This is a genomic window from Superficieibacter sp. (assembly GCF_032071645.1).
Lineage (GTDB): Bacteria > Pseudomonadota > Gammaproteobacteria > Enterobacterales > Enterobacteriaceae > Superficieibacter.
This window is the reverse complement of sequence record NZ_DAMAPU010000002.1, coordinates 187,205-199,665: the sequence shown is the minus strand read 5'-3', so window position 1 is coordinate 199,665 and position 12,461 is coordinate 187,205. Positions and strand designations below refer to the sequence as shown.

Below are 12,461 nucleotides of genomic sequence, written 5' to 3'. Positions count from 1 at the left end.
GTAATCCATTGATTTTAAATATTTTCACTACGAAATAGTTCATTGTTATGCCTGTTTTTGGTGCAGCCCGCGCCCCGATTTGGCGCAACCGACTGATTGTGCTGAAGTGTTTTTTTACCTCTTCAGAGGTAATTGTTGCGCCTCTGTGAACAGGACGATTAAATATCGTCCTGTTACCCTTTTGCCTGGTGTTTATCCTGATTTGTGCTAAGTCCGCCGAAGTGGCGCAATCCCTGCAATACTTAAATCGGTATCATGTGATACGCGCGCCCCTGGAGCCTATTTTGAACAGACTACCTTCCAGCGCGTCGGCATTAGCCTGCACCGCGCACGCACTGAATCTCATTGAGAAGCGAACGCTTGATCATGAGGAGATGAAAGCCCTTAACCGAGAGGTGATTGACTACTTTAAAGAACATGTGAATCCCGGATTTTTAGAGTATCGAAAATCTGTTACCGCAGGCGGGGATTACGGAGCCGTAGAGTGGCAGGCGGGAAGTTTAAATACGCTTGTCGACACCCAGGGACAGGAATTTGTTGATTGCCTGGGCGGTTTTGGCATTTTCAACGTGGGGCACCGTAATCCAGTTGTTGTTTCCGCCGTACAGAATCAGCTCGCAAAACAACCTCTTCACAGCCAGGAGCTGCTCGATCCGCTACGGGCAATGCTGGCAAAAACGCTGGCGGCACTTGCGCCAGGCAAACTGAAATACAGCTTTTTCAGCAACAGCGGTACTGAATCGGTCGAAGCGGCGCTTAAGCTCGCCAAAGCCTACCAGTCGCCGCGCGGCAAATTCACCTTTATCGCCAGCAGCGGTGCGTTCCACGGCAAGTCGCTTGGCGCATTGTCAGCGACGGCAAAATCGGCCTTCCGCACGCCCTTCATGCCGCTACTGCCCGGCTTCCGCCACGTTCCGTTCGGTGATATCGACGCTATGCGCATGATGCTTAGCGAATGCCACAAAACCGGTGACGACGTGGCTGCGGTGATCCTCGAACCTATCCAGGGTGAAGGCGGGGTGATCCTGCCGCCGCCGGGTTATTTACCGGCGGTCCGCAAGCTGTGCGACGAGTTCGGCGCGCTGTTAATTCTGGATGAAGTGCAGACCGGGATGGGCCGCACCGGCAGGATGTTCGCCTGCGAGCACGAGAACGTGCAGCCGGACATTTTGTGCCTCGCCAAAGCGCTCGGCGGCGGCGTGATGCCGATTGGTGCCACCATCGCCACGGAGGAGGTTTTCTCGGTGTTGTTTGATAACCCGTTCCTGCACACCACCACGTTTGGCGGTAACCCGCTGGCCTGTGCCGCAGCGCTGGCTACCATCAACGTGCTGCTGGAAGAAAACCTGCCCGCTCAGGCGGAGCAAAAAGGCGATATGCTGCTGGACGGTTTCCGCCTGCTGGCGCGTCAGTACCCGGATCTGGTACAGGATGCGCGCGGCAAAGGGATGCTGATGGCGATTGAGTTCGTGGACGGAGAAGCAGGCTATCGCTTCGCCAGCCAGATGTTCCGCCAGCATATTCTGGTGGCCGGAACGCTGAACAACTCAAAAACCATTCGCATCGAACCGCCGCTGACCTTAACCATTGAGCAATGTGAACTGGTGCTTAAGGCGGCCGGAAAGGCGCTGGAGACGCTACGGACGACGCAGCAGGAGCCGGAAGCGGAGCAGTGAGAGGAGGCCCGGTGCGGGTTTACGCCCTCTCCCTAACCCTCTCCCCCAGGGAGAGGGAACCGGCCGGGTGCGTGGTAACGCCCGGTTTTCTCCCTCTCCCTAACCCTCTCCCCCGGGAGAGGGAACCGATCGAGTTCGTGGTGACGCCCGGTTTTTCTCCCTCTCCCTGTCCCTCTCCCCCGGGAGAGGGAACCGATCGAGTTCGTGGTGACGCCCGGTTTTCTCCCTCTCCCTTGAGGGAGAGGGCCGGGGTGAGGGGAACGTTTATCCGCCCTCATCCTCGTACACGCCCTCTCCCTAACCCTCTCCCCCAGGGAGAGGGAACCGGCCGGGTGCGTGGTAACGCCCGGTTTTCTCCCTCTCCCTTGAGGGAGAGGGCCGGGGTGAGGGGGAACGTTTATCCGCCCTCCCTCGCCTCCCCCTCAGTAAAAAAGCCACCGCCTCACGGCAGGTGGCTTTTCAGGATCAGAACGGAGCCGGGAGGCTTCGCCATTGCACCTCGCAGTCGCTGGTGCCGCAAAACAGCCGGACTTCAGCGCCCGGCATACCATACAGGCCGCCGGGGAAAACGACGTCGTGCAGATCGTCGCGCTTGCTTGCACCGGGAAGAAAATCATCACGGCAGGTGATGATTTTTATCGGCGAACAACTCCCGCTGCCGGGATCGAAAACGAAAGACGCCGCATAGTAATGGCGATTCTGCTGCGCGTCAAAACGCGCAACATGAGCCAGTACGCCGATGCGTCCGTCGGCCAGCAGATGCGCTTCGTTGACGCCGCACCAGTCGTTTTCGTCCACCTGCTCCAGCAGCGTGGCACGGACGATATTCTGCGGATTCAATTCCGCCAGACTGTCAATAATCATCCAGCCAATGGTGCCGCGTCCGCCGGGCTGTCCCTGCGGACGGGTGAAGACCAGAATGCGCTGGTCCGCCAGTTCAACCAGGCGAATATCTTTCATCCCCCACGGACCCTGGCTTAACGGCTGAAGATCCGCCACCGACGGCCCAACCAGAAAACGGGTACGCCAGCGTAATACGCTGTCGTCGGGCGAGAATTCAACCTCCACGCCGCCCAGCACCGTGCGATCGGCTATCCGGCAGACGAACGGGTCCTGAAGATCAAATACCGGCAGCTCCGCCAGCAGCCGGGCCTCTTCCCCACCCGGCCAGTGGAAAAAATGGACCTGCGAACGCTCGCTGTTGCGCGGTTCGACCCGTGCGGCGATAAGCCAGCGCCCGTTATCGGCAAACGGCGCGGTCGGGTTATAGACATCGTACCCGCTCACACCGCTAAAGCGGATTTTCCCGCACGCCGAGGGCTGACGGCACGCCAGATACGCGCGGTATAACGCGGCGACTGGCGCACGCATTCAGGCCAGACCCAGGTGTTGCCAGAGTTTGTCCAGCGTCATGGTTGCCAGCGCCACTTTCTCATCGGCTGCGCCATACCAGACGTGCAGGGTATCGTTGATCACCAGCGCACCGCAGGTAAACACCACGTTGCCGAAGAAGCCTTCGCGTTCATACGGCGCGGTCGGTTCCAGCAGCGGCACCGGCGATTTGGCGAGGATTTTGGTCGGGTCGTTGTGATCCAGCAGCAGCGCGCCGAGGCAGTAACGCTGATCGGCATCCACACCGTGATAGATCTCCAGCCAGCCGCGATCCGTTTTGATAACCGGCGCGCCGCCGCCTGATTTATGGCAGTCCCACGCATCACCGGAACGCCCCAGCAGATGGCGATGGTTACCCCAGTGCAGCATGTCCGGCGATTCACAAATCCAGATCTCCGGGTGCCCGAAGTGGCACGGTGCCGGACGGGTCAGCGCCTGGTATTTGCCGCCGACTTTTTCCGGGAAGAAGCAGACGTCGCGGTTATCCGGGCAGAAAATCAGCCCTTTTTTCTCGACCGTGACGAAATCCTTGGTCACCGCCAGCGCGGTGGAAATGCCCAGCGACGAGACGGCGGAATAGTTGATGTACCACATGCCGTCGATGTACGTAATGCGCGCATCTTCGCAGCCGAATTCTTCATACTGGGTGTCGGCGGTAATGAACGGCTGGGTGTCGATCTGGAAATTCACGCCGTCGGTGCTTCTTGCCAGCCGCAGGTGCGACATTGACGTTAACCAGACCTGCGCCCGATCGCTTTTCAGCACGATCACGCGCGGGTCACTGAAATCATAGCGATCGTCGCGGCGATCGAACGTCCGGGTGGTGACGCTCCATCCCTGCGCGCCCTTCTCCAGCAGCGGAACGACGATCTGCTGCGGATCGTCGTTGATCACGCTTTCGGCAATGCGCAGCAGCAGAATAATTTCGCCGTTGCATTCGGTTACACCGGTGTTAAACGCGCATTCCACTTTCATATACGGCTGTGAGGGAACCACATCCGCCGGAACGATCAGAGGATTTTTACTGTGCCTTTCCATGACGACTCCTTTTGATTAAAAACTGATTTTTAGCCAGCCACATGGCATCTTCGCCGCAAAGGGTTTCAGCCGCGATGCTGTGCCATGGGTTGAGAACAGGTTCACCGAAGTTGACGGCCACCCACACCTGCTCTTCCGGCGTTTCGCGGGAGAACCAGATGCAGGCGTCGGTTAACGTCAGCGGCGTGCTGTAAGTACCGCTGCGCAGTGCGGCGGTGTGGTTGCGCAGCGTAATAAGCTGGCAATAGTGATTCCATAACGATGCGGGGTCCTGCATCTGGGTGAAGGCATTGACGCTTTGCGCCCCGGCGGTGACGGGCATCCACGGCGCAACGCCGGAAAAGCCGCCATACGCGCCTTCGTTCCACGGCAGCGGCGCGCGGGAGCCGTCGCGGGAGCGATCGATGGCGGCCGCCAGCGCCTCGTCCGGCGTCATCCCCGCGTCGAGCGCGGTCTGATAATGGGTCCGGCCCTGGATGTCAAAGATTTGCTCCACGGTTTGCGGACGGTAATCGGTCAGCCCCAGCTCTTCGCCCTGGAAAATAAACGGCACGCCGCTAACCGTGAGCTGGAGCGCAAGCACGGCACCGGCGCGGGCGGTATCGCGCTCGGTTTCGCCAAAGCGGCTGATCATCCTCGGCATATCATGGCTGGAGAAAAACAGCGTTGGCAGGCCGGACTGCTGCTCGTGGGTATCGGTCAGCGCGGCAAACAGGCGCGGCACGTCGAAAGTCTTCTGGCTGCCGATGTTAAAATTGAACACCACATCCATCAGCTCCGGGCTTTGATAGCGACGCAGCACGCTGAGATCGTCGCTGCCAATCTCGCCGATCAGGAAAAAATCCCCGCGCTGGCGCACGTAGCGGCACAGACGTTGCAGCGTGTTGATGATGCCGGGCTGGTTGATATCGTGCTCGTGCTGCTGCTCGCCGTTTTCGTCGGGGTTATCGGCGAGAATGCCATCGGTGGTCAGAAAGTTGATGACATCGAAGCGGAAGCCGTCAACGCCCTGGGCGATCCAGAAGTCGATCACCTTGCGGATTTCCCGCTCTACCTGCGGATTGGCCCAGTTGAGATCCACCTGCTGCGGCGCAAACTTGTGGTAGTAATACTGGCCGGTATCCGGCTCCGCCGTCCACGCGCTGCCGGAGAAAAACGACTGCCAGTTGTTCGGCTGGTCGGCAAAGATAAAGTAATCGCGGTAGCGGCTGGCGGGATTGTTCCACGCATCCTTAAACCACGGGTGTTCTGAGGAGACGTGATTCACCACCAGATCGATAATCACCCGCAGCCCGCGCGCATGGCAGCCCGCGATGAGCCGACGGAAATCGCCCATGTCGCCAAAGCGCGGGTCGACCGCACAGTAATCGCTGATGTCGTAGCCGTTATCCACCAACGGCGAGGGGTAAAACGGCGTGATCCACAGAGCGCCCACGCCGAGGTCCGCCAGATAATCCAGCTTTGACAGCAGCCCGCGAAAATCGCCGAGGCCGTCGTTGTTGCCGTCGCAAAACGACGGCAGATAAATTTGGTAGCAGACGCTTTCCTGCCACCAGGGAAGAGTTTTCACGCGGATCTCCTTATTTCAGCGACAGCGACATACCCTGAAGGAAATATTTCCTGAACAGGATAAACAGCACGATCACCGGCAGCATCTGCACCACCGCGCCCGCCAGCACCGGCCCCAGGTAAATCCCGTAGGATTTACTGAAGGTCGCCAGCAGCACCGAGAACGGCATTTTCTCCGCCTCACGCATCACAATCAGCGGCCACAGGAAGTTGTCCCAGGAGCTGGAAAAAGTGAACAGCGCGACGATCGCCAGAATGGCTTTATTCAGCGGCATCATGACGTGGCGCAAAATCCCCCACAGGCTGGCATGGTCGAGGCGCGCGGCGTACAGGTAATCGTTCGGCGTGCCTTTAAAGCTCTGCGAAACCATAAAAATCCCCCAGGCGCTCATGGCGTAAGGCAGGATCATCGCGCTGTAGCTGTTGATCAGCCCCAGCTCACGCATCAGCACAAACTGCGGGATGATGAACATGAATGCCGGAAAGACCATCTGCACGATCAGCAGGTTTTTAAAGGCATTTCTGCCGCGAAATTCGGTTTTCGCCACCGCGTAGCCCACCAGCATTGACGTGACCGTCACGCAGGCGGTAATGGTCAGCGACACAAACAGCGAGTTGCACAGAGTGCGCAGGAACGGTTTGTCCGCCCGGTTGCTGTTATCAAACAGGAAGTGGTAGTTATCCAGCGAGAAATGCCCGGAAAAAAGCCCGGTGGTGTAGATTTCCGCCGTCGGTTTTAGCGACGCGATGACCATCCAGATAAATGGATACAGCCAGGTCAGCGCCAGCAATAGCATCGCGGCGTGAATGACCAGGCTCAATGGCGTGAGTTTTTTCATTCACACGATCTCTATATTTTTTTCAAACAGTTTTCTGAACAGCCAGATAATGAGGAAGCTGCACGCCGCGACAATAATCGACATGGTAGCCGCCCACGTAGGCTTCATTTTCTGGAAGGCCATCTCATACATCACCACCATCGGGCTGGTGGTACTGTCCAGCGGCCCGCCGCCGGTAATAAGATAAGGCTCGGTGAAAATACTGAACGCGACGGTGATTGCCAGCACCATGACCATCACGATTTGCGGATTCATCATCGGCAGCGTAATGGCCCAGCCCTGTTTGAAGCGTCCGGTTTTGTCCAGCAGCGCCGCGCTGTAAATATCGTTCGGTATCGCCTGCATCCCGGAATAGAGGATCAGTCCGTAATAGCCAACGAATTTCCAGGTCACAATCAGCGCAATAGAGAGCATTGCGCAGTCCGGGTTAGTAAACCACGGTACTGAGACGCCCAGCCATTCGCGCAGGAACTGGTTTACCGGACCAAATTCACTGAACAGCTTAGAGAAGACGATAGAGTACGCCACGCCGGACGAAATATTGGCGAGCAAAAAACTAAGAGCAATAAAACTTTTGCCGTATTTAATACGCTTCAGCCCGGCGGCAAACAGCAGCGACGAGATGAAAACAATCGGCAGGTAATAAAGCAGGAAACGCCCCACGTTAAGCATCGATTTCCAGAACAGCTTATCGTGCATAACGCCGATAATATTCTGAAGCCCGGTGAACTGAGGCGAACCAATAAACTGCCATTGCGTTACGCTCAGCACCACCAGCCAGGCCAGCGGGTAGAACCAGAACAGCAACGAATAACCTATCCATGAGGAGGCCAGAAGGCCTCCGGTACGTGAATCATATCCTGCCATAAATCCCTCTTATTTACGCAGCAGGTCGTCGATTTCTTGCGCAGATTGTTCAAGCGCTTTTGCCGGGTCTTCGTGTTTGAAGATCACCTGCTCAACCATCTGCGTCATGCTGCGCTGGATTTCCGTGGTCTGAGTGGTAGCGACAGGCGGCAGCGCCACGTCGACATAAGAGGCGATTTCTTTTTCCAGCGGGTTTTTGCTGAAGTAATCGACGAAGATCGGGTTGGTCAGCAGGTCAGAGCGCGCAGGCGGCATCCCGGTGGTTTCAAGCCAGGCCAGATCGTGTTCTGCCTTGCCGTACACCCACTGAATAAATGCCCAGGCTTCGGTTTTATGTTGACTGGTGCTGAAAATGACCAGACCTTTACTGTCGCCGAAGGTGTGCGGATGCGCCGCCCCCTGCTCGGTCAGCATTGGACCAATTTTGATATCTTTCAGCACTTCAGGATACTGCTTGCGATAGCGGGCGATATCCCAAGGACCGCGCGCGGAGGCCAGGACCTGACCGGTCGCCAGCGGATCGTCAGCGGCGGTAAAGTCGTAGCTGCTCCAGTTGTTGCTGAACACTTTGCCCATAAAGGTCAGCACTTTCACGCCAGCGTCATCGTTAAACTGCGCCTTGTTGTCGGCAGCATAGGTTTTACCGCCGCTCTGCGCATAGTACAGGGGGATCAGATCGAACCAGCGTTCCCACCAGTTTTTCCCGGCGGTAAGCTGAATGGCGTAGCCTTTGTTATCGGCAGCGCGTTTTTCTGCCAGCGCGTACAGCTCGTCATAAGTCGTGGGAACGCGATCCACGCCGTACTGTTGCAGCAGGTCGCCGCGCCACCACCAGACGATGGGGTTAACGTACAGCGGTAGCACGTTCTGCTGGCCGTTGAGTTTCCAGGCGGGCAGCAGCGATTCCATATGGCGATTTTTCACCAGCTCGTCATAGCCCGGCATTTTAGAAAGGTCTTCAAGCTGGTTGACTTCCGCCAGCTGGCTGGCGAAACCAATAAAGATGTTACTGGAAAGATCGGGTTCAGTACCGGAAGCCAGTGCGTTCATAATGGCTTCTTCAGAACTGCTTGCGGCCGGGATAGCGGTAAATTCAACGGGGGTATGGGAGGGGTCCTGGTTCCACTCTTTGACCATGGCATTCCAGAATGCTTCTTCGTTCTCGTTTGGCGCGACCCACATTTTGATCGGAGTTTTAGCGCCTTCCTTCACTTCGGTTTTTTCATCCGGGCCACAGCCAGCAATACAAATACTGAGAAGTGCCGAAGCCGTCCATTTAGCAACTGTTGCAACTTTCACGATTAATCTCCCTGACTCTAAAAAGAGGTGTTCTCTGATACTTCCTGCTCCTGGAACGTTGCGTAAACTAACACCTGCTTTTTATGTTTAACGTTAAACACGTCACATTTTGCTTTTTGTTTAACGTTAAACTTAGCGACCGTAATGACGCTAAAGTCAGTAGATTAATAACAATGGCATATAATGTTAATATAATGAAAAATAAAGAGAAAATTACTACCAAATCTCTGGCGCAGGCATTGGGAATTTCCCACACCACCGTTTCCAATGCGTGGAATAACCCGGAGAAGCTCTCCAGCGAACTGCGGGAGCGCATTTTGCAATATGCGGAGGTCGTGGGCTTTAAGGGGCCGGACAAACTCGCCCGCGCGCTGCGCACCGGCAGGTCCGATACCATCGGCGTGATCTTCAACGACTCGATGAGCTATGTGTTTATCGATCCGCATGACATCAACCTGATGCGCGGTATCGCCACCCAGTGCGAAAAACAAAACAAGAACCTGGTGCTGATCCCGATGCGTAAACACCAGCAGACGGAGATCGCGCCGTTCACCACTCTGGTTGACGGCTATATCCTCAACGCCACGCACAATAACGAGGCGGTGATCCAGCAAACGCTGGCGCGACAAATTCCGCTGGTCACGCTGGATTTTCGCCTGCCGCAGTACAGCAGCGTCTCCATCGACAACGCCGGGGCGATGCAGGAAATGACCCGCTATTTACTCGGCAAAGGCCACCGCTATTTCGGCATCATCTCCTTTGCCGCCAGCAAAAATTCCCAGGGAATGCGTGATTTAAGCGCGCCGGTAGCGGGAGATAATCTGGTGATGGTGACGCGGGTAAACGCCTGCCGGGACGCCTTCATCGCCCATCACATCGCCCCCGAAACGTGCTGGCTGTATGAAACCCGCCACGACGAGGAGCACGGCGCGGAGGCCGCCCATGCGCTGCTGGCGGCACACCCGGAAATTACCGCACTGATCTGCCTGTCAGATCGCTTCGCCATCGGCGCTATTCAGCACTGCCAGCGGCGCAATATTGCAGTGCCGCAGCAGGTCGCCATCACCGGTTTCGATAACCTGGCGATTGACACCGGCGGGCCGGGGCTGACCACCATCGCACAGAACGCCGAGAAAAAAGGCGAAATCGCGGTAGAACTTCTTTTGCAGGACGGGCCGCTTACGCACTATGAACTGGAACACCAGCTCATTATTCGTGAATCGGCCTGAATAGATAAACCCACTAACGAGCAGATTATGGATGAACTGAACTGTTTTAAAGCTTATGACATTCGCGGCGAAGTCGGGGTAACGCTGACGCCGGATATCGCTTTTCGTATTGGACGCGCCTATGGAGCCTGGCTACAGCCCCGGCGCGTCGTGGTTGGCGCAGACGTCCGCCTGAGTTCAGACGAACTCAAAGCCTCGCTGGCGGAAGGGCTGGTGATGAGCGGCGCGGACGTCATTGACATCGGGCAGAGCGGCACGGAGGAGATTTACTTCGCCACCCGCGAACTGAAAGCCGACGGCGGAATTCAGGTGACCGCCAGCCACAATCCCGCGCAGTATAACGGAATGAAGCTGGTGCGCGAGGACGCCCGGCCCATCAGCAACGATAACGGCCTGCTGGAGATCAAAGCGCTGGCCGAACGCAATCAGTGGACGGAAAGCCTCCGCCGTGGTCGTGTCCACACCTTCGACAACCGCCCCAGTTGGGCGAAGCATCTGCTGCATTATCTGAACGACAAACCGCAACGCCGCCTGCGGGTGGTGGTTAACGCCGGACACGGCACCGCCGGTCCGGCGCTGGATGCGCTGGACGCCGCGCTGCGCTCGCGGGGCATCGAGGTGGATTTCATTCGCCTGTATCACCGCCCGGACGGGCATTTCCCGGCGGGCGTGCCGAACCCGATGCTGGAAGAAAACCGCAGCGCCACCCGCGACGCGGTGCTGGCGCATCAGGCTGATTTCGGCGTGGCGTGGGACGGCGATTTTGACCGCTGCTTCTTCTTCGACGAGCGCGGTGAATTTATTGAAAGCTATTACCTGGCCGGCCTGTTTGCAGGCGGTTTTTTACAGCAAAAACCCGACAGCACTATCCTGCTCGATCCGCGCCTGACCTGGAATACGCTGGACACCATCGCCCGGCATGGCGGCCGCGCGGTGATCAGCAAAACCGGTCACGCCTTTATCAAAGCGCGGATGCGCGAAGAGAACGCCATTTACGGCGGCGAGATGAGCGGCCACCACTATTTCCGCGATTTTGGCTACTGCGACAGCGGCATGATCCCGCTGGTGGTGATGCTGGATATTCTCGGTGCCAGCCACCAGCCGCTTTCCCATTACGTACAGGAAGCCCAGTTGCGCTATCCGGTGTCCGGCGAAATCAACATGACGGTTTGCTCAACCGGTGCGGCGCTGGCGTTTATCGCCGACCACTACGCCCCGCTGGGCGGCGTGCGCAGCGATCTCGACGGCCTGAGCCTCGATTTTGCCGACTGGCGCTTTAACCTGCGCGCTTCCAACACTGAGCCGCTGCTGCGCCTGAATGTCGAAACGCGCGGTAATGCGGCACTACTTGCAGAAAAAACCCAGCAATTACAACAGCTCATCACACAGAGTCACGCTACAGGAAAGGAATCACGATGACGGCTCTCTCGCTCCACAATATCCATAAAAAGTATGACAAATCGACCATCATTGAAAACCTGTCGCTGGAAATCGCTTCCGGTGAATTTATCGTGCTGGTTGGCCCGTCCGGCTGCGGTAAATCGACCCTGCTGCGTATTATTGCCGGTCTGGAGGAGCCAGACGGCGGCACGCTAAAAATGGGCGCGGAAGATGTCACCCGGCTGGCGGCGGGAAAACGTAACCTGTCGATGGTGTTCCAGTCTTACGCCCTCTACCCGCACATGACGGTGCGGGAAAACCTGGCGTTCGGCCTGAAAAATATCAAAACCCCGGCGGATGAGATCGACACGCGCATTCAGCAGGCCTCGAAGATGCTGAAGCTGGACGAGATGCTCGACCGACTGCCGCAAAACCTCTCCGGCGGTCAGCGTCAGCGCGTGGCCATTGGTCGCTCAATTGTTCAGCAGCCGGAACTGTTTCTGTTTGACGAACCGCTGTCGAACCTGGATGCGGCGCTGCGCGTAGAGATGCGCCAGGAGATCCAGCAACTGCATAACACCCTGCATAACACCATGATTTACGTCACCCACGATCAGGTGGAAGCGATGACGCTCGCCGACCGGATTGTAGTGCTGTACAAGGGCAAAATTGAGCAGGTCGGCACGCCGCTGGAGCTGTACAACACCCCGGCAAACCTGTTTGTCGCCGAGTTTATCGGCACGCCCAAAATCAACGTGCTGCCAGCGGTATGGAAAAACGGCGCGCTGCATATCAACGACAGGCTCCAGTTACCGTTAAGTTATACACCGCAGGGGCTGCGTGAAGGTGACAAGCTGTTCGTCGCGCTGCGCCCGGAGCATCTGCAATACGAAGGCGACGGCGAATTTACGCTGACCGCGCGCACCCGCCTGTGCGAACTTCAGGGCGACTCCACGCTGGTGTGGCTGGATCTGGATGGTCATCCGGTGTGCCTGAAATCCTTCCGCCAGCTGAGCTTCCCGCAGGGCACTGAACTGCGTCTCTCCATTGCCGCACAGCATCTGCACCTGTTCGACAGTCTGGGAAAACGCATTTCCTGATCGCGGATGCCGGGCACACGCCCGGCATCCCGCCGATCTTTGAATCCCATCACAATCACCGCAATGATCTTT

10 protein-coding genes are annotated in these 12,461 nt (G+C 57.3%); 4 read left to right on the top strand and 6 right to left on the bottom strand.

Annotated features, from left to right (window positions below; genetic code table 11):
- The first annotated feature begins 284 nt into the window (after positions 1-284).
- Positions 285-1,676, top strand: coding sequence for a putrescine aminotransferase (gene ygjG / locus RT197_RS05210; protein WP_312948025.1), 1,392 nt, complete (start codon positions 285-287; stop codon positions 1,674-1,676).
- 465 nt (positions 1,677-2,141) lie between these two features.
- Here the strand turns inward: ygjG and RT197_RS05205 are convergent, their stop codons facing one another.
- From RT197_RS05205 to RT197_RS05180, 6 genes are read right to left on the bottom strand one after another with little or no spacing between them, the layout of a single operon-like run.
- Positions 2,142-3,047, bottom strand: a complete 906-nt coding sequence (locus RT197_RS05205; protein ID WP_312948023.1) for a DUF1861 family protein — start codon at positions 3,045-3,047, stop codon at positions 2,142-2,144.
- Positions 3,048-4,106: a glycoside hydrolase family 130 protein gene (locus RT197_RS05200; protein ID WP_312948021.1), complete on the bottom strand. Its 1,059-nt coding sequence runs from the start codon at positions 4,104-4,106 to the stop codon at positions 3,048-3,050.
- Complete coding sequence (locus tag RT197_RS05195; protein WP_312948019.1) at positions 4,090-5,676, bottom strand: alpha-glucosidase; 1,587 nt, start codon at positions 5,674-5,676, stop codon at positions 4,090-4,092. Before RT197_RS05195 ends, RT197_RS05200 begins: the two co-directional genes overlap by 17 nt.
- 10 nt (positions 5,677-5,686) lie before the next feature.
- The gene (locus tag RT197_RS05190) at positions 5,687-6,514 is read right to left on the bottom strand and encodes a carbohydrate ABC transporter permease (RefSeq protein ID WP_312948017.1); all 828 of its coding nucleotides are present in this window, start codon (positions 6,512-6,514) and stop codon (positions 5,687-5,689) included.
- Positions 6,515-7,381 carry a sugar ABC transporter permease gene (locus tag RT197_RS05185; protein WP_312948015.1) on the bottom strand — a complete coding sequence of 289 codons (867 nt, stop codon included), beginning with the start codon at positions 7,379-7,381 and terminating at the stop codon, positions 6,515-6,517.
- Positions 7,382-7,390: 9 nt separating this feature from the next.
- Entirely contained in the window at positions 7,391-8,680 is a 1,290-nt protein-coding gene (locus tag RT197_RS05180; protein ID WP_312948013.1) for an ABC transporter substrate-binding protein, read from the bottom strand.
- A gap of 173 nt (positions 8,681-8,853) precedes the next feature.
- On the opposite strand from RT197_RS05180, the gene RT197_RS05175 reads away from it, so the two are divergent.
- Genes RT197_RS05175 through RT197_RS05165 form a run of 3 tightly spaced genes read left to right on the top strand, consistent with a single transcriptional unit; the run spans position 8,854 to position 12,389 of the window.
- Entirely contained in the window at positions 8,854-9,909 is a 1,056-nt protein-coding gene (locus RT197_RS05175) for a LacI family DNA-binding transcriptional regulator (protein ID WP_312948011.1), read from the top strand.
- 27 nt (positions 9,910-9,936) lie between these two features.
- On the top strand, positions 9,937-11,328 hold the full coding sequence (locus tag RT197_RS05170) for a phosphomannomutase CpsG (RefSeq protein WP_312948009.1): 1,392 nt from the start codon (positions 9,937-9,939) through the stop codon (positions 11,326-11,328).
- Positions 11,325-12,389 (top strand): sn-glycerol-3-phosphate ABC transporter ATP-binding protein UgpC, encoded by a 1,065-nt coding sequence (locus RT197_RS05165; protein WP_312948008.1) that lies wholly within the window; start codon positions 11,325-11,327, stop codon positions 12,387-12,389. Before RT197_RS05170 ends, RT197_RS05165 begins: the two co-directional genes overlap by 4 nt.
- Positions 12,390-12,461 lie beyond the last annotated feature (72 nt).

Excerpts from the sequence above, each read along its gene's own strand:
- RT197_RS05205 (WP_312948023.1), bottom strand. The coding sequence starts at position 3,047 with ATGCGTGCGCCAGTCGCCGCGTTATACCGCGCGTATCTGGCGTGCCGT.
- RT197_RS05200 (WP_312948021.1), bottom strand. The coding sequence starts at position 4,106 with ATGGAAAGGCACAGTAAAAATCCTCTGATCGTTCCGGCGGATGTGGTT.
- RT197_RS05190 (WP_312948017.1), bottom strand. The coding sequence starts at position 6,514 with ATGAAAAAACTCACGCCATTGAGCCTGGTCATTCACGCCGCGATGCTA.
- RT197_RS05185 (WP_312948015.1), bottom strand. The coding sequence starts at position 7,381 with ATGGCAGGATATGATTCACGTACCGGAGGCCTTCTGGCCTCCTCATGG.
- RT197_RS05175 (WP_312948011.1), top strand. The coding sequence starts at position 8,854 with ATGGCATATAATGTTAATATAATGAAAAATAAAGAGAAAATTACTACC.
- RT197_RS05170 (WP_312948009.1), top strand. The coding sequence starts at position 9,937 with ATGGATGAACTGAACTGTTTTAAAGCTTATGACATTCGCGGCGAAGTC.
- RT197_RS05165 (WP_312948008.1), top strand. The coding sequence starts at position 11,325 with ATGACGGCTCTCTCGCTCCACAATATCCATAAAAAGTATGACAAATCG.